General features: G+C 47.1%; 13 protein-coding genes. 9 read left to right on the forward strand and 4 right to left on the reverse strand.

The features are described 5' to 3' along the window. Entirely contained in the window at window positions 1-864 is an 864-nt protein-coding gene (locus LSG34_RS05545; RefSeq protein ID WP_233007837.1) for a hypothetical protein, read from the forward strand. 195 nt (window positions 865-1,059) lie between these two features. On the opposite strand, the gene srmB is transcribed toward LSG34_RS05545, so the two are convergent. Then, window positions 1,060-2,319, reverse strand: coding sequence for an ATP-dependent RNA helicase SrmB (srmB, locus tag LSG34_RS05550; RefSeq protein WP_233007838.1), 1,260 nt, complete (start codon window positions 2,317-2,319; stop codon window positions 1,060-1,062). Window positions 2,320-2,554: 235 nt separating this feature from the next. Here srmB and LSG34_RS05555 point away from each other — a divergent pair, with 235 nt between their 5' ends. Both LSG34_RS05555 and LSG34_RS05560 read left to right on the forward strand, forming a co-directional pair. Beyond that, a complete protein-coding gene (locus LSG34_RS05555; protein ID WP_233007839.1) occupies window positions 2,555-3,283 on the forward strand; it encodes a tRNA1(Val) (adenine(37)-N6)-methyltransferase in 729 nt (242 codons plus the stop codon). Between the two features lie 3 nt (window positions 3,284-3,286). Beyond that, on the forward strand, window positions 3,287-4,474 hold the full coding sequence (locus LSG34_RS05560) for a winged helix-turn-helix domain-containing protein (protein ID WP_233007840.1): 1,188 nt from the start codon (window positions 3,287-3,289) through the stop codon (window positions 4,472-4,474). A gap of 7 nt (window positions 4,475-4,481) precedes the next feature. Here the strand turns inward: LSG34_RS05560 and LSG34_RS05565 are convergent, their stop codons facing one another. The 3 genes from LSG34_RS05565 to LSG34_RS05575 form a co-directional block, all read right to left on the reverse strand. Then, the gene (locus tag LSG34_RS05565; RefSeq protein WP_233007841.1) at window positions 4,482-6,176 is read right to left on the reverse strand and encodes a pectinesterase family protein; all 1,695 of its coding nucleotides are present in this window, start codon (window positions 6,174-6,176) and stop codon (window positions 4,482-4,484) included. A 3-nt stretch (window positions 6,177-6,179) separates the two neighbouring features. Next, window positions 6,180-8,642 (reverse strand): DUF4861 family protein, encoded by a 2,463-nt coding sequence (locus LSG34_RS05570; protein ID WP_233007981.1) that lies wholly within the window; start codon window positions 8,640-8,642, stop codon window positions 6,180-6,182. 108 nt (window positions 8,643-8,750) lie between these two features. Further along, window positions 8,751-11,528 (reverse strand): TonB-dependent receptor, encoded by a 2,778-nt coding sequence (locus tag LSG34_RS05575; protein WP_233007842.1) that lies wholly within the window; start codon window positions 11,526-11,528, stop codon window positions 8,751-8,753. Between the two features lie 422 nt (window positions 11,529-11,950). On the opposite strand from LSG34_RS05575, the gene LSG34_RS05580 reads away from it, so the two are divergent. The 6 genes from LSG34_RS05580 to LSG34_RS05605 all read left to right on the forward strand — a co-directional run bounded on the left by LSG34_RS05580 (window position 11,951) and on the right by LSG34_RS05605 (window position 17,448). Further along, a complete protein-coding gene (locus LSG34_RS05580; RefSeq protein ID WP_233007843.1) occupies window positions 11,951-12,709 on the forward strand; it encodes an SDR family oxidoreductase in 759 nt (252 codons plus the stop codon). Window positions 12,710-12,743: 34 nt separating this feature from the next. Next, window positions 12,744-13,586, forward strand: coding sequence for a 5-dehydro-4-deoxy-D-glucuronate isomerase (kduI, locus tag LSG34_RS05585; protein WP_233007844.1), 843 nt, complete (start codon window positions 12,744-12,746; stop codon window positions 13,584-13,586). A 272-nt stretch (window positions 13,587-13,858) separates the two neighbouring features. Further along, complete coding sequence (locus tag LSG34_RS05590) at window positions 13,859-14,875, forward strand: TRAP transporter substrate-binding protein (protein ID WP_233007845.1); 1,017 nt, start codon at window positions 13,859-13,861, stop codon at window positions 14,873-14,875. Continuing rightward, on the forward strand, window positions 14,868-15,368 hold the full coding sequence (locus tag LSG34_RS05595; protein WP_233007846.1) for a TRAP transporter small permease: 501 nt from the start codon (window positions 14,868-14,870) through the stop codon (window positions 15,366-15,368). The genes LSG34_RS05590 and LSG34_RS05595 overlap by 8 nt, the downstream gene beginning before the upstream one ends. Then, complete coding sequence (locus LSG34_RS05600) at window positions 15,368-16,663, forward strand: TRAP transporter large permease (protein ID WP_233007847.1); 1,296 nt, start codon at window positions 15,368-15,370, stop codon at window positions 16,661-16,663. The genes LSG34_RS05595 and LSG34_RS05600 overlap by 1 nt, the downstream gene beginning before the upstream one ends. Before the next feature lie 8 nt (window positions 16,664-16,671). Continuing rightward, window positions 16,672-17,448, forward strand: a complete 777-nt coding sequence (locus LSG34_RS05605) for an IclR family transcriptional regulator (protein ID WP_233007848.1) — start codon at window positions 16,672-16,674, stop codon at window positions 17,446-17,448. Window positions 17,449-17,458: the final 10 nt, after the last annotated feature.

The raw sequence follows: 17,458 nt of genomic DNA on the forward strand, positions 1-17,458 counted from the left end.
GTGCGTTGGAAGCTTGTTTTTAAGATCACCATAGTACTTTGTTGTAGCCACCAGTTGCAGGCTAAATCACAGGATGTGCATTTTCAAAGTAAAATGCCAGCTAATTGGCTGACCACAACACCTGTAACTACTGAAAGTCTTGAGTTGAAATTAATGCGGCTGATTTTGGCGCAAAGCTCTGAACTCACTCCACATTTTCATCAGGTGAATTTCACTAAAGCCAGCGAACTCACCCGTACTCAAGCAGACAGCTGCATGGCCAGCATATTAAAAAATCCAAAACGTCAGGCTGAATTTATTTTCAGCCGACCACTTTCGGCTATTGAAGGTTTAAAACTCTATTTACCCAAGGACAGTAAGCTGCATACCAAACTGCAATCCAAACTGAAGCTATGGGGTGGTCAAGTCCGATTACGTGAGTTGTTGTTGACTGAACCTGACTTTGTAGTGGGGCTGGATCTGGAACGTTCTTATGGTGCAGATTTGGATCTGTTATTAAAAGAAAAGGTGATCAGACGTAGTTTGTATTTTAAGCAAAGCGGTGCTCAGATTGCACAGCTTTGGCCTATGCTGCAGCAACATCGTGTTTCAGCCGTACTGGAATACCCTTTTATGCTGGCCACTACGGATGCAACGCTACTGCAAGGGTACGGAGTTGCCGAAGCTGAGCCTTTGCAGCTGGCTTATTTTGCCTGCAATAAAAGCGAAACTGGCCAGGCTATTATCGATAAACTAAATCAAAGCATCGCAGCTTTGGCCGGCACTCAGGCCTATCTGGATTTACATTTAGAAGCAGTGCCAGCTGAGCGGCGGCAGGAGTTTATACAAAATTACAATAAGTTGATGCTGGGCAAGATAAATTAAACCAGAACTGCCCAACCCGACATAGTTCGCTTTGTGATACAGCGGAATATACCCGTCGTCCTTGAAGCTGCAGCTTCGTTGACTGCGCCCTCTCGCCCCAGTCACATAGGTTAACTATGCTCCTGGGGTCTCACTGGCTTGTCGCCTCGCCGCAACTTCAAGTTACTTGGGTATATAACGGGTCAGGGTAAAGAATTAACCTTTGGCTTTAGCTGCTTTTTTCAGCGCTTTTTTCTTGGCTGCTGTTTTAGGTTTTTTCTGCTTGGTTGGCGCTTTGGCTTCTTTGTGTTTAGGGCGCATACCTTCAATAAAGCGGCGTTTTAACGGCTGCTCTGTATAACGCTCTACTTTGCCAACCACGCCAATATCGTGAGCTTCCACTAATGAAATTGCTGTGCCTTTTTTACCGGCACGGCCGGTACGGCCAATACGGTGCACATAAACATCGGCAGTGCGTGGCATATCGTAGTTAATGACATGAGTGATGTCGTCAATATCCAGACCACGGGCCGCTATGTCGGTTGCCACCAGAATACGCACCTGATTGTTACTGAAACGGGCCAAAGCAGTCTGACGTTTGTCCTGCGCCATTTCACCCTGTAACCAGCAACATTTTAAACCTGCGGCTTCCAGCTGACCTGTTAAGGTGGCTAAACGCTCACGGGTTTTCACAAAGACGATGACTTTGCTGACATCTTCTTGTTTCAGAATATGAATAAGCAGCGCCAGTTTATGATCGGCGTCGTCAGCAGCGTGCATCCACTGCAGGATCTTCGCTTTTTCACGACGTGGTGGTGTGGCTTCAACCAGCACTGGCTCACGTAAAGCACGCTCTGAAAACTTGTTGACGCCATTGCCCTCTAAAGTGGCGGAGAACAACATGGTCTGACGACGACGTTTAGCTTCCAGAATAATGCGGTTCATTTCACCAACAAAACCCATATCCAGCATACGGTCGGCTTCGTCGAGGATCAGTACTTCCACTTCGTCTGCATGGAAACTTTCGTTATCCAGATATTCAATTAAACGACCTGGTGTAGCCACCAGAATATCGTTATTTTTTTCTAAAGTTTCTTTGTGACTGCCGTAGTTGATACCGCCGGTGATTACACCAGCGTGCAGGTCGGTCAGCATAATCAGCTGTTGTACCTGTTCAAAAATCTGATAGGCCAGTTCACGGGTCGGCGTCATGATCAATACACGGGCAAAACCCGGGTCACGGCGCGGAAAATCCAGCAGGTACTGAATAGCTGGCAATAAAAACGCCAGGGTTTTGCCTGTGCCTGTAGGCGCACTGGCCAGTATGTCGCGGCCTTCCAAAGCCACAGGAATAGCCAGTTTCTGAATGCTGGTCGCTTCTTTAAAACCCGCTTTACTCAGGGTTTTTTCTAAGCTCTCATCCAGTTGAAACTCAGCAAAGGTCATTTTTTCCTGTGCAGTGTTAATTTCGCTCACGCTGTTTATACCTTCTGTTTAAATCGTCTGGGATATACCCGTCGTACTTAAAGCCGCAGCTTTGTTAACTTCACGTTTTCGCCCAGTCACATAGGTGCACTATGCTCCTCGGGTCTTAAACGCTTGTTGCCTCTCTGCAACTCCAATTACTTAGGGTATAGGTAATTCTCTACTGACACACAAAACAGCTTCTTATACACTGCCACTCTTTTGACCTTAGTAAGTAAGGACAGTGGTGAGCGGCTTTTGGTGTAAAGAATTTTTTGTTGGCCACGACCGCTGTGCGATGAAAGTCAGCACGGACGCCTTGCTGTTGGGCGCCTGGGCAACTTTACCCAAGGCTGGCACAGCACTGGATATAGGAGCTGGTAGTGGCATTTTGTCTCTGATGCTGGCGCAGCGACTGCAAAAATCTGGGCTGAACCCATTGGTTTATGCAATAGAACTGGACCAGGATGCTGCCTTACAGGCACAGGATAATGTGGCGGCCAGTCGCTGGGCTGCACAAATCCAAGTCATTCAGGCCGATATTCTAACCTATGCGGCGACGGATAACCAACCGGAGCTTGGATTTGAGCTGATTATCAGCAATCCACCCTATTTTCAGCTGAGTTTAGGCGCTTCAGATCCAAAACGGCATCAGGCCCGCCATACCGATACTTTATCTTTTTTTGATTTGACTGTTGTTGCCAAAAAGCTTGCGACAGCTGATGCACATTTTTGTTTAGTGTTGCCTGCTGATGTAGATTTTATCTCTATTGCAGAACAGACTGGCTGGACTTTACAGCGCCGTTGCCTGGTCAAAACCGCTGCGCATAAAGCAGCTAAATTGCAGCTGCTTGATTTTAGTGCCGGTGCCGTAACCAGCCAGGTTGAACAGACAGAACTCTTGATACAACAAAGCCCGGGCCAGTACAGTGATGACTATCGAACCCTTCTGGCCGATTTTTATTTAAGGTTTTAAGTTATGACTTTGTCCTGTCCCTTTAGCCCAAAAGAGTTACGCCAGTTGGTGTTACAGCACCAGGGGTTACTTCAACCAGCGTCCGGCAAAAAAGCTGTGGCAGAGGTTCTGAAGCAAATTAGCTATGTGCAGTTGGATTCTATTTATGTGGTGGAGCGGGCACATCATCATGTGTTGTATAACAGAGTAAAAAACTACCAGCCAAAGCTGTTGGATAAAGCGCTGGAGCAAAAACAAAGTTTTGAATACTGGTCGCACGCCGCTGCATTTTTACCAGCCGAAGATTATCGTTTTAGTTTGCAGCGAAAGCTCTTGCTGCAAAATGGCAACAACCACTGGTTTAACCCAGAGCAGCAACTGATGAATGAAGTGCTGGCCCGTATTGAAGCCGAAGGACCACTAAAGGCGAGTGACTTTGCTGGTGATACTGGAAATTCTGGCCAGAAAAACGGTGCCTGGTGGGACTGGCAACCGGCCAAGCAGGCACTGGAACAGCTGTTTATGCAGGGCAAGCTGATGGTGGCCAAAAGAGATAAATTCCAGAAGGTCTATGATCTGGCGGAACGGGTTTGGCCTGATCATCATCAACACCAGCCACCTACAGATGCTGAGTTTGCTGAATATTTAATTGAGCGTTGCCTGCAAAGTCAGGCGGTAGCGACAGTGCAGCAAATTGGGTATCTGCGTAAAAATATGCAGTTGGTATTAAAGCAGCAGCTAAAACAACAGCTGGAGCAGGGCAGGGTGTTGAGTTTTCTGCTGGATGGAAAGACGTATTACCACAGGCCCCAGTTAGTGCTTACTAACGATCTGCCTCCAAAAGTGCCCAATAAAGTCTGGCTGTTATCGCCTTTTGATAACTTAGTGATCCAGCGCGATCGGCTAAAGCAGCTGTTTAATTTTGATTACCAGATTGAAGTTTATGTACCTGCCGCCAAACGTCAGATAGGTTATTACAGCCTGCCTGTGTTGTATAAAGACCAGTTTATCGGTCAGGTCGATGTCAAAGCAGACAGAGCCAGCAAGACATTATTGTTGCAGCATCTAGTGCTTGATGAGCAGGTAAAACTGACTGACGCATTAAAAGCGGCGCTACTAAAAGCTGTGCTGGACTACGCCAGTTTTAATGGCTGCGAGACCTGGCAACTGGTAAAAACCAGTGCCAGAATTCGCGACTGGCTTGTAAGTTAAAGTTCAATTAAAGCTTGGTTCGGTAGACGTACTGAGCCAGAGGATGTTGTTGCTTGTGTAAGTCTTGCACAAACAGCTGGGCAACTTTTGAAGCGCCTTGCACCGACAAATGGGTGTTGTCGGTTTTGCCATCCGGGAATTTCTGATACAAAGCAGCAGGCACCTGAATAAAATACGGCTGACTGCCATCAGGGCCTAACTCTTGCCATAAATCGCAGCTTTGCTGCTGCAAATCAAAAAAGTCGATCTGAGCCAATGCGGCCTGCTGTTTGGCTTGAGCTGCATAAGCTGCTAAATCCCGCTCTAAAGTTCTTCCTTTAAAATTACGCCTGCAAATCGAGCTGGCAAGCATCGGAATAGCGGCTTTGGCTTTGACCTCGCGGATAAACTGCTGCAGCAACTCCGGGTAACGCGTATTCACCTCTGCGTAACGCTTAGGGTCGTCTTGTTTTTGATCGTTATGACCAAACTGGATCAGCACATAATCACCGGCCTGCAGCTCATCGAGCAGCATTTGCCAGCGACCTTCGTTTAAAAAACGTAAAGTGCTGCGGCCATTGGCCGCTAAATTGACGACTTGTAACTGCGGCAACATAAATTCAGGCAATAACTGACCCCAGCCACGCTCCGGATAAGCCAGGTTGGTTTTATCCGACATAGTGGAATCACCGACCAAATAGAGTTTGGCAGGCATAGGTTGGGGTTTAGCTTTTAACCAGCTGCGGATGGTTTTTAACAACTGTTCTGGTTGCCACTGGCCCTGATAGACCCAGTCTGCATTGATTGTTGATGTGTTTTTGGGCCAGTTATCTTGCAACCAGCTGTAAGTGGCGCCACTGGAATCGCTAAAATAACTACGCTCGCCCCATAAGTTGGCTCTGTCGCGGCTGGGTTCATCCGGATAGGTTTTACGGAATATAGGTTTATCTGCCATCAAAGGTGAATACTGATTATTCTGCAGGTAAAACTGGGCGTCATAATGGCGGCGGCCGAGTAAAAAGCCCTGAATACCGGATAGCTTCGAGTCTGTGACCACTAACTTCGCGTTTTGATCTAATTCACCGTCATGCCAAAGTGACGCTTCAGTCGCCTGACTATAAAACTGGCTTTGTTTAATCCAGGCTGTACCCCGTGGGCAAACATAATCGACATGGCCTTCAAAGTAACAGTTGCTGTGGTAATACATCCCCTTTTTATTCCATAAACTTAAACTGTCGGCGCCACCCGCTATCACGCGGCATTGGTCGGTGATGATACGGCTGGCTTGTTCAAAACCTCGAATAGCAAACTGATGGTCGTGATCGCCATATACAGCGCCGTAGCTGTTAAATACGGTTAAATCCAGCAGCACTATATCCGAGGCTTTGATATTGACCACTGCAGAGCCCCAATCATCAGGCTGCTGTTTTAAATGGTTTTTACGAAGTTCAGCGAATTCAATAGTGGTGCTGGTTTTACCGCTGCCAGCCAAAATGACTTTGTCGCGGCTCAGGTAGAGTTTTTCTTTATAAATACCAGGGCCAATTTCAATCAAAGCCCATTGTTTGGTTGAAGGTAAGGACTCCAGCGCTTGTTGAATGGAGCTAAAAGGCGCGGAGCCATCTAAAGCAACCTGCAAGCGAAGTGGCTGCTCACTGGCGTGCAGGTTCAGGCAAAATAGGCTGAACACAAGTGCACTCAGCCTTATAAACAGGGACCACATTCGTTAATCCTTTAACAACTGTGCCATTTGCACACCAGCCATAATAAAAGGCCCTGTGCCTTTGCTGTCGTTGCGGTAGATAGGCTCACTCATGTAATAGTGATAACTGCCATCCCGACCTGCGCCTAAACCTGCGACCTGCACCATAGTGGTCAGGCTGATGCTGCCATCCGGATGCACCAGTACGAATTCATTGAGCAGGCCTTGCCAGGCTTTTTTACTGATATCCAGATACTGCTGTTTTGGCAAATAGCCTTTATTGATGGCTTTGGCATAAAAGTAGACAAACATGCTGCTGCCACTCGACTCCAGATAATTACCACGCTCGCCGGCTTTATCCATAATCTGATACCAGACACCAGTTTCAGGGTCCTGATACCTGGCTAAATCTGCAGCCAGCTCAGTGATCATATTCAGTAAAGGCTGACGTAATTCGGTGTTATCCGCTGGGATATAATCTAATACATCCACCAGCGCCATACCCAACCAGCCAATAGCACGGCCCCAGAAATAAGCAGAACGGCCTGTGGTTTTATCGGCCCAGTCCATCTGTTTTGACTCATCCCAGGCATGGAAATACAAGCCGGTTTTGTCATCACGTAACTGTTCACGGGTCACCACAAACTCGTGCACCACCTGCTCCAGACTGGCACCTTGCTCAAATAGACTGCTGTAATAAGCTAAAAACGGCATGCCCATATAAACCCCATCCAACCACAGCTGGTTCGGATAAATCTGTTTATGCCAGAAAGCGCCGTTTGAGGTTTTTGGGTGATGTTTTAACTGGTCGCGTAACTTCTGAACTGCTAATTGATATTTGGGTTCTTTGGTCTGTTCAAATACCCTCAGCAGCAGATTGCCGCTGTTAATACTGTCGATATTAAATTTGCTGGCGTCGTAGCTATGAATAGTGCCGTCGGTCGCGACAAAGCTGTCGGCCATTTTGTCGATCACGGCCTGATAAGCAGGGTTAGCAGCATATTTATCTAAGTCATCAAAAGCCTGTATCAATAAACCTGTGGTGTATTCAAAGGCGACAGGGCGGTCACGCTCGGTATCCCAGCCCCCCCAATAATACTGGCCAGCCTGGCGGTTGAGTTCAGAGTTGGCTAATTGCTGACTCCAGTATAAAGCGCGTTCGCTGGTCAGTGCTTGACTGGTTTGTGCTTTGGTTAATTCTGTTTTTAATCGCAGGCGTGGCGTCAGAGTTAAACGTTCCACTTCCTGCTGCAAATACTCAACAAATTGCTGCTCGTTGGTAATACCATTCAGTTCATGTTGCCATGCACCGAGCAGGTAATAGTCCAGATGCTGGCCTGATACATTCATCACTGCAACATGGTTATGTTCGTCTGTGGTTAACTTTTCAAGCTTGCCACGTTTAAATAAAATCGCCATGCCAAGGTTGGCACCATCCAGGCTTTGTTTGCCATAAGTCGCAAGGTAAGTGTAAGTATGACCACTGCTTTCCAATGTGCCGGTCAGCAGTTGAGTGTCAGGGAGTTTTACTATACCAAGCGCCAGATTATCCAGCGGCTGGCTTAAGGTCAGGCGGTTTTGTAATAAACGGCTGCCAGCTGTCATCGACAAATGGGCTTTCACATCCAAAGTTTTACCGGCAATTTGCCAGTTTTTGTAGTCTATGGTCAGGGCCGAATACAAAGGACCATTTTCAATAATAGTGGCTGTATGGCCGTCCAGTTTAGACACTCGCTCTACTTTGCTGCCATCCCAGTAGCCAAAACCACCGGCGCCCACAGCTTTGCCAACTTTGAGCACATCTGTGCCCCATGGCAACATTTCATGATAGGAGCTGTAACCATCCTGGCCTATTTGATCCAGCACAGGCTTGCCGGTTTTATTGCCAAAAATATCAAAGCCATTGCGCCAGTCCAGATAAATACGGTACGCCACTTTATCGGATTCGATACCGGGACCTTCGTAACGGATAAATTCACTGTGATCTGTGTACTGAGCTGGAGGAGTCAGGCTGCTGACATTCTCAAAATGGCCACCGACGTACTTTTTGTCTTGCCACTGGCCGCCGGTTTTTTGCGAAATTTCGGCCTGAGTTTGTTTGGGCAATTCTGCGGCTGTGCCTGCAGTAATTTGTAGTTCTAAGGTTTCGCCAGCACTCAGAGTGGAGCTGATGAGTAAGGTATCCTTTTGACCATCGGCGTTGCGGTCAATCCACTGTGAAGGCAATTGGCCTTTGGTGCTGGTGGCAATAAATGCGGAATTCTGTACTTCAGTTGCTGCCAGACCTAAGTCGGCAGCAGGAATATAAATAGGTTCTTGTGAACGCAAGAAATCAGAGGGGTTATGAATGCTCAATGTAGCAACAGATGATGCTGTAGTTGGCTGAACACTTTGTTGTTCAGTTGGTTCTGGCGCTGGAGCTGGTTTACTGCAAGCGGCTAAAAAACTTAAGGTGAGGCTGGAGATCAGCAATGGGCGTTTAAACATCGAAGTCACGGCTATTACCTGTTGATAAATAAAAACAAAATCGTGACCTGCGATAACAAATAACAGGTCACGCCAAAGCCGCCATCCATGGCTAAGCAATGAGGGAGATTAAAACTTGTATTGCGCGCCGATATAATACTGACGACCAGTTTCATGGTAATAAGTCAGGCGGTTACCGGCTGAATCTACCCATTGGTCATCCACTTCGTCGGTCAGGTTCAGTGCTTCAAAACTGATTTTCCAATTGTCGTTTAACGCGTAGGAAACCGATGCATCCACGTTAGTGGTGGCGTTGGTGCCTTCCATATCGTTGTTATCACGGCCCACTGCTGTGGTCAGGTATTTACCACGTTTCGCCATAGAGACACGAGCGTTTAAGGCTTCATGTTCGTAGTAAATAGTGGCGGCAGAGGTATTTTTTGACAGACCGTTTAAGTCCCGGGTTGCTTGTACTTCACCCGCTGCATTGACATAGTCCATTTGGGCATCGACATAAGTGTAGTTACCGATAAAACCAAATCTGTTCCAGAATTCAGGCAAGAAGGTGAAAGGCAACTGATAGCTGACTTCCATACCTTTTAAATCACCACCAGGGCCATTCAACGGCGTAGTCACCTGCCAATCCACGTTTTCATTACAGTCGGCGTTGTAACCAGGACCAGCTGTACAGGCGTCAATTGCCGCCTGAATGGGTAAGCCAGTTGCGGTAAAGGCTTTGGTTTCACGTAAGGTTTGTACATGGCTGTCGATATCTTTGAAGAAAAACGCCACACCTAACATGGATTCGTCAGAGAAATAGAATTCAAAACCTAAATCGTAGGTCTGAGCTTTAGTCGGCTCCAGTTGAGGGTTGCCACCAGAAACAGCGCGGCTGCCGCCAGAAACAGAAACTGATACATCAGGACGAATCGCACCTAAACCAGCGCGTGCCATCACTTCTGCTGCACCAAAACGTACTATCACATCTTCCCATGGCTCCAATGCCAGATTGATTGACGGTAATAATTCGTTGTAGTCATGCTCAGCAGTAATTTGAGTTGGAGTACTGGCGAAAGTAGCCCAGGCCGTAGATGTTTGGTCTGACTTCACGTGCCGCACACCGACGTTACCGCGCAGTGGCATATCCGCAACATCAGTATCAAAACCCAGTTGCAGATAAGCACCTAAAGTTTCTTCATTAGCGGAGTAGTTGTCAGGACGACGATTGTCTGCACTGACGGCAAATTCGCCTGTGTTGCTATAAATATCATACTGGGCATCAATGGCCGCAAAATCAGGAACTAACCAGACAGGCTGGCTGCCTAAACCTGAATTGTGTTGCATCAGCAGGTCAGGAGTGTAAACAATACCAGCGCCGTTTTCAGACTTGCGACGGGCTTCGTAGGTTTCAAAGCTAAAGTCTTTATAATGCAAACCCGCTTTTAACGTCATATTGTCGCTTAGCAGGTAGGTAAAATTCAGTTCCGCTGTATCAAAGGTGTTTTCTGCTCCCAATGGACGTAAACGCACGCTGTTGGAGGTCCAGCCATTTGGATCAAATACACCAGCGCCGTAGGTCAGAGCAGGGTTTTCTCTGTTGCCACCGCGATAATCATAAGCAAATTCAACACCACGCTTTTCTGCCACTAAAGTAGTCTGCACCGGGTTATCAAACTCTGATTTGGCGGTACCAATCATGGCATCCATACTCAGATCATCAGTCAGATGCTGCTTTAACGACAGGTTGTATTGCAAGAATTCTGTGCTGAGTTCGTCAAAGCGGTTTTCGGCACGAATAGTGGCATTTTCAAAACTGCCATAGGTCATGGTGTTGGTATCATCGATAAAATAATCAACGACATTCATCACGCCTGTATTACCTGAGGCTGCAGTTGCACTGGTCGGTCTGTTTGCACCGGCATTTAAAATGCCCTGCAAAAAGACTTCATTACGACTGGCATCCGTTTTGGCGTATAAGATATCTAAATCAATTTTTGTATCTTCAGTTGGTCTGAACTGGAAAGATGAACTTAAACCTAATCGATCCATATCGTGAGTGTAAGAGTCGTAACGTGGTAAACGTGGGCGGAATGCATTGTTTATTTCGTCCAGTTCAGGCGCAGCGTTGTCACCCTGATAAGAGCCAAAATCGTTGACGTTATTCCAGCGCACTGTACTGGCGCCTTGATCTTTAAGCTGACGTTCTGAATAAGAGGCTGAAAATAAAGCGCCAATTTTACCGTCGGCAAAAATATTGCTGACTAAAAATGAGGTTTTAGGATCAGACTTTTCAGATAAATCGTTGTAACCCATCTGGCCTGAAGCTGCGAATGTAAAGCCATCATAATCAAAAGGCTGGGCTGCTTTTAAGTCGACAGTGGCGCCTAATGAACCTTCTTCCACATCAGCTGATGCGGTTTTACGCACAGTTAAAGAACTGAATAAGTCAGAAGAGAAAGTATTGAAGTCAAAACCACGGCCGCGGTTTGCGCCACCTATTTGGTCAGTACCACCGCTGGTCGATACCGCTTCCATACCGTTGATACGAACACGGGTAAATTCAGGGCCTAAACCCCGCACTGAAATCTGACGGCCTTCACCTGCGGCACGTGAAATGGCAATACCAGGAATACGTTGTAACGATTCTGCCAGGTTTAAATCCGGGAAGTCGGCAATATCTTCCGCCAGAATAGCGTCGATCGCGCCATCGGATTGGCGTTTTTGATTTAAAGCATTAGATAACGAATCGCGGAAACTACCTTTCACTTCGATCACTTCAATTTTTTCGTCCAGCTTTTTCGTTTCGGTAGTTTCTTGTGCTGATACAGAAAATAGTGAAGTACAACCTGCGATAGCTAAAGCTAGCGCAACTTTATTCGGGTGAAATGGCGTGTTGGATTTTGCCATGATATCTACCTCGTCCTGTCTGGTTCAAAGCGTTCAGCTAGTACATGCCAGCTGTATTTTTAATAATGGAAGACGCTTTGTGCGACTCCCTGTTGATTTTGTCTACCGGTGGCAAAAAATGCTTGCAATTTTGTGCCACCGATGGCAAAAAGCTAACACCAAGCTTAGATTACTGTCAAACGTCGCACAAAAAAAAATCAGTCATGTCTCAGGGTTTTATTTGGTGTTGATGGTTAACTTGTTGTTTTGTATTGATAATGTTGCACATTTGGCCGCCAGATAAAATAGGTTTTGTTCCAGATGTGAAATTAATTCTGATTGGGCTGAACTTCACAGCTGTTTTGAGCATTAAATGTATCGTGAATGTGCTCTGATGTCGTAAGAGTAAGCTGCAGTGAATCAGGCAAAAAAGGAGTCAAAAAATGTCGGCTTTATTTTCGTTAAAAGGGCAAAGGGCATTAGTCACTGGTGCCAGCCGTGGTTTAGGTAAAGCCATTGCGCAGGCGCTGGCACAAGCCGGAGCTTCAGTGATCTGCTGCAGCTCTCAGTTAGATGGCGCCAGCAAAACTGCAGCTGAAATTGAGGCGCAAGGTGGTCAGGCTTATGCCTTGGCTGCTGACTTATCTGATTTAGACCAGGTGCGTTCTTTAGCTCAAAGTGCTTTGGCATTGGGCGACGTGCATATTCTGGTCAATTGCGGCGGCACTATTTTCCGTGCGCCTGCAGTGGATTATCCAATGCAAGAGTGGCAAAACGTAATGCGGGTGAATCTGGATTCAGCATTTTTATTAAGCCAGTTGCTCGGAGCTGAAATGCTTAAACGGCGTCAGGGCAAAATTATCAATATTGCATCTATGTTGTCCTACAGCGGTGGTATTACCGTGCCAGCTTATACCGCAAGCAAACATGCTATCACTGGTTTAACCAAAGCTTTGGCTAATGAATGGGCTGCTTCCGGCTTAAATATCAATGCGATAGCCCCTGGTTATTTCCGTACAGACAATACCTTTGCTTTGCAGCAGGACCAGGCTCGTAATCAGGCTATTCTGGCGCGGATCCCGTCAGGTCGCTGGGGAGAACCGGAAGATTTAGCAGGCGCAGCTGTGTTTTTGGCAAGCAGCGCCAGTAATTATGTCAATGGCCATGTGTTGGCCGTAGATGGAGGCTGGCTGGCCCGTTAAGGCTAATTTATGCCAGTGAACTCAGGAGAATAAAATGAATGTAATTTTTGAAAACCGTTTTGCCACAGCACCGTTGGATGTCAAACACTACGACACCGAAAAGCTGCGGCAGAACTTTCTGATCGACAACCTGATGCAGGCCGATCAGTTGGTGCTGTGTTACACCCACTATGAACGTTTGATTGTTGGCAGTGCCGTACCAGTGAAAGCGCCAGTTGTATTACAAACAGTCGATGCGCTCAAGGCTGAGTTTTTTCTGCAGCGTCGTGAACTGGGTGTGATCAATGTCGGTGGCACGGGTTTCGTTGAAGTGGATGGCAACAAATACGAGCTGGCGAACAAAGAAGCGCTGTACGTCGGTATGGGCTGTAAAAACGTCAGCTTTCATAGCTTAAACGCGCAGGAACCTGCGAAGTTTTATTTAAATTCTACTCCTGCTCATCACGCTTATCCGGTTCAACATGTGCGGATGAATGATTGTAAAAAGCTGGAGATGGGCGCTTTAGCCACCAGCAATGAGCGCATTATTTACCAGTTGATGATTAAAGAAGTAGTGCAAACCTGTCAGTTACAAATGGGCTTAACGGTACTGAGTCAGGGCAGTGTTTGGAACACCATGCCAGCGCATCAGCATGACAGGCGGATGGAAGCGTATTTCTATTTTGATCTGACACCAGGTCAGGCTGTGTGTCACTTTATGGGCGAACCCAGGGAAACCCGCCATTTGTGGATGGGCAATGAGCAGGCGGTGGTGTCTCCGCCATGGTCCATTCACAGTGGTGTAGGCACTGGCAGTTATGCTTTTATCTGGGGTATGGCTGGTGAAAATCTGGATTATCACGACATGGATAAATTTGGCCCTGATCAATTGAGATAAAGGGCACGGAGCTCTGGGGAGAGATCCGTTTAATAACAGTTTAGTAAAACAGGGCGTAATTGCTGCAACAGACAGTAGCCCTTCGACAGCGCCAGCCGTACGAGCGCTGATTCATAATAAAGAGACATCCCCTAAGTAATTGGAGTTGCAGTGAGGCGACGAGTGCTTGAGTCCCCATGAACATAGTAGCCCTATGTGATTGGGGCGAGAGAACTTCGTCAACAAAGCTGCGGTTTCAAGTACGACGGGGAAAGCAACAGGTAGGTTAGACGATGAAATCTTTTTCACTGCGCGGCGTGCTGCTGTGCTGCGGTTTAGCGACTCTGCTATTCACCACAGGCTGTCAGCGCCAGCAAGATCAGATCACCTTACGTATGGGCCATTCGTTGGATCAGGAGCATGTGGTTCACAAAGCTATGGTCTATATGGCAGAACGGCTGGAGCATTATTCCAAAGGCCAGATGCATATTCAGATTTACAGTGGTGGTCAGCTTGGCTCAGAGCGCGAACTGATTGAACTGCTGCAAATTGGCAGTCTGGCTTTAACCAAAGTGTCCGCCAGTCCGCTGGAAGGTTTTGTGCCTAAGATGCAGGTGTTTAGTGTGCCATATGTGTTCAGAGACAGTGCACATTTATGGGCTGTCTTAAACGGTGCTATAGGCCAGGATTTACTCAACTCGATGCACAATGCCCGTTTACATGGTTTAGGTTATTACGATGCGGGCAGTCGCAGTTTTTACACCACAAACAAAGCCATACGTCAGCCTGCTGATTTAAAAGGGTTAAAGTTTCGGGTACCTAACAGCCAGACTTCAGTGCAGATGGTACAAACCTTAGGTGGTGCGGCCACTCCGGTCGATTGGGGCGAACTCTACACTGCTCTGCAGCAAGGCGTGGTGGATGGTGCAGAAAATAACCCGCCAAGTTTCTATTTATCCCGTCATTACGAACTGTCCAAATACTACAGTCTGGACGAACACACCGCTGTGCCGGACGTAATTTTGATGAGTTTACCTGTCTGGAAAAGCCTGACGACAGAGCAGCAGGGTTGGCTGGAACTGGCGATGAAAGACTCGGTACGTTTCCAACGCGATTTATGGCAAAAAGCCAGTGACGATGCGCTTGCCAAAGTAAAAGCTGCAGGCGTTGAAGTGATTTATCCGGATAAAGCCGCTTTTGCTGCTGCTGTTCAACCACTGCATCAATCTCTGCAGGGCACTGAAGTAGGCGATCTGATGGCCGAAATTGCTTTGATTCAGGCTGAAACAGCGGAGGTGTCCAATGACTAAATTAGTGCTGTTCGTCGATTGGGTGTTGAAGCGCAGCCTTATGCTGCTGATGGCAGCCATAGTGCTGGTGGTGTGCTGGCAGGTGTTATCACGTTTTGTGCTGACTAATCCAAGTTCAATGACTGAAGAAATCGCCCGTTGTTTATTACTCTGGATTGCGATGTTAGGCGCAGCTTATGCCTATCGCACCGGCCAGCATTTAGGCTTGGATATAGTGACCAGCCGTATGCCAGCTGTATGGCAATACCGTATTGCTTTTGTGCTGACTGCCGCTGTGGTGGTGTTTTCTTCCATAGTGATGGTCTGGGGCGGTGGTGAACTGGTGTGGCTCACCTTCGAGCTGAATCAAATGTCCGCAGCTTTAGGTATTCGTATGGCTTATATCTATCTGGTCTTGCCTTTAGCCGGTGTGTTGATCGCTTTTTATGGTCTGTGTCAGCTGCGCTGTCTGGCGGCAAAAATTCAATTAGTCCCGGCAGAGGAGTCTGAATAATGGAATGGTCTGCACTTATTTTAATTACTGTATTTTTTGTGTTGTTATTACTGAACGTGCCTATTTCCTTTTGTATTGGTTTAGCCACTTTGTGCACCATGTTGCTGTCGATGGATCTATTGCCTGCAGTAACGACGTTGGCGCAGCGTATGGCGGGTGGCTTAAATAGCTTTGCCTTGTTGGCTATTCCGTTTTTTGTGCTGTCAGGACTTCTGATGGGGCGGGGCGGTATTGCCAAACGTTTAATTGAAGCTGCTATGGCTCTGGTAGGAAGTTTGCCAGGTGGTTTGGCGCTGGTGAATGTGCTGTCTTGTATGTTATTTGGCGCCATTTCGGGTTCTGCGGTCGCAGCTACTTCTGCCATTGGCAGTTTTATGGTGCCGGAAATGAAAAAACAAGGTTATGACGTTAACTACAGCGCTGCGGTAACAGCGGCGGCAGCGACCACTGGTATGCTGATCCCACCCAGTAATATTATGATTGTCTACGCTATCGCCAGTGGTGGAGTATCTATTGCGGCCTTGTTTGTTGCAGGTTATTTACCGGGCATTTTGTTAGGTATTGGATTGATGGTGGTTTGTGCCGGTTACGCCAAAATGAAAGGTTATCCACTGGCCGCCCGCCTGCCGTTGTCTTTAACTTTCAAAAAAATGGCGGCAGCTATTCCAAGCCTGTTGATGATAGTTCTGGTGATAGGCGGCATTATCAGTGGTGCTTTTACAGCGACAGAAGCTGGTGCTATTGCAGTGGTGTACTCCTTTATTCTGGCGGTTTGTGTCTATCGCGAAGTTAAAGTGAAAGAACTGCCTGCCATTTTGCTGAAATCCGCAGAAACCACAGCCATAGTGATGGCTTTAATTGCCACTTCTGCTGCAATGTCCTGGATTTTATCTTACGAAAACATCCCACAAACTGTCAGTCAGGGACTGTTGACCTTAAGTGAAAACCCGCTGCTGATTTTGTTATTGATCAACATTATTTTGCTGATCGTAGGTGCTTTTATGGATATGACGCCTGCAGTGCTGATTTTCACCCCTATCTTCCTGCCTGTTGCTGTTGAACTGGGAATGAGCCCTTTGCATTTTGGTATCATGATGATTCTGAACCTGTCTATTGGTTTAGTGTCACCTCCAGTCGGTAGTGTATTGTTTGTCGCCTGTGCTGTAGCCAAAACCAAGCTGGAGTCTTTAATTAAGCCGCTGTTGCCTATGTATGCAGCTATGGTGGTGGTGTTATTGCTGGTGACTTATGTGCCTGCTATCAGTGAGTTTTTGCCTAACTTGTTTGGGCTCTAGGAGCTGCCATGACCAGTTATTTAATTCCGAACCTGGCCAATGCTTGTCGCATGATGGAGTTAGTTGCTGCCTCAGGTTCAGGTTTAACTTTATCCCAGCTTGAGCAGCAACTACAGGTACCCAGAACCAGCGCTTTTCGTATTTTACAAACCCTTTGTCAGCAACAAATGCTGTACAAAGAAGGCAAAAAGTATCGGGTGGGCAGCAGTTTATACAAGATGGGGCTGGATCTATTACAGCACCATCATTTACATCAACTGGCTGTGCCTGTACTGCATAAGCTAACGATAAGCAGCGGCCTCACCAGTCATCTGGCATTGCCCAGGCCAGATGGCGCTTTAATTGCTGAAGTCTGTGATAGTCCTAATCCGAGTCATCTGGCTGCACGGCCTGGTTTTTTAGCTGACTTGCACTGTTCTGCTGGCGGTAAGGTGTTTTTGGCTTTCAACTACTTTGATCAACTGGCTACTTTGCCTGGTTTGCAGCAAATGCCAGCGAGGACACCACAAAGCATTACCGATCTGGCTTGCTTGCGGGTAGAATTGCAGAGTGTTTTAGGCCGGGGTTATGCACTGGACGATCAGGAATATCAGGCCAATGTACGTTGTATTGCAGTGCCTATACGTAATGCGCAGGGCATAGTGGTGGCTTCTGTTGGAGTCACAGGTTTGACTAGTATTTTATGCAAACAACGTTTACCTGAATTGGTTGCTGCCGTAAAACAAGCTGCTATTGAAATCAGTCTGGCATGCTACAGACCTGCTTTGCTGGCTAACGATAAATAATAGGAAAAGT

Origin of the sequence: Rheinheimera faecalis, assembly GCF_021290965.1 — a bacterium.
Taxonomy (GTDB): Bacteria; Pseudomonadota; Gammaproteobacteria; order Enterobacterales; family Alteromonadaceae; genus Pararheinheimera; species Pararheinheimera faecalis.

Coding starts and splice junctions, on each gene's coding strand:
- LSG34_RS05560 (WP_233007840.1), top strand. CDS start 3,287: ATGACTTTGTCCTGTCCCTTTAGCCCAAAAGAGTTACGCCAGTTGGTG.
- LSG34_RS05565 (WP_233007841.1), bottom strand. CDS start 6,176: ATGTGGTCCCTGTTTATAAGGCTGAGTGCACTTGTGTTCAGCCTATTT.
- LSG34_RS05570 (WP_233007981.1), bottom strand. CDS start 8,642: ATGTTTAAACGCCCATTGCTGATCTCCAGCCTCACCTTAAGTTTTTTA.
- LSG34_RS05575 (WP_233007842.1), bottom strand. CDS start 11,528: ATGGCAAAATCCAACACGCCATTTCACCCGAATAAAGTTGCGCTAGCT.
- LSG34_RS05580 (WP_233007843.1), top strand. CDS start 11,951: ATGTCGGCTTTATTTTCGTTAAAAGGGCAAAGGGCATTAGTCACTGGT.
- kduI (WP_233007844.1), top strand. CDS start 12,744: ATGAATGTAATTTTTGAAAACCGTTTTGCCACAGCACCGTTGGATGTC.
- LSG34_RS05590 (WP_233007845.1), top strand. CDS start 13,859: ATGAAATCTTTTTCACTGCGCGGCGTGCTGCTGTGCTGCGGTTTAGCG.
- LSG34_RS05595 (WP_233007846.1), top strand. CDS start 14,868: ATGACTAAATTAGTGCTGTTCGTCGATTGGGTGTTGAAGCGCAGCCTT.
- LSG34_RS05600 (WP_233007847.1), top strand. CDS start 15,368: ATGGAATGGTCTGCACTTATTTTAATTACTGTATTTTTTGTGTTGTTA.
- LSG34_RS05605 (WP_233007848.1), top strand. CDS start 16,672: ATGACCAGTTATTTAATTCCGAACCTGGCCAATGCTTGTCGCATGATG.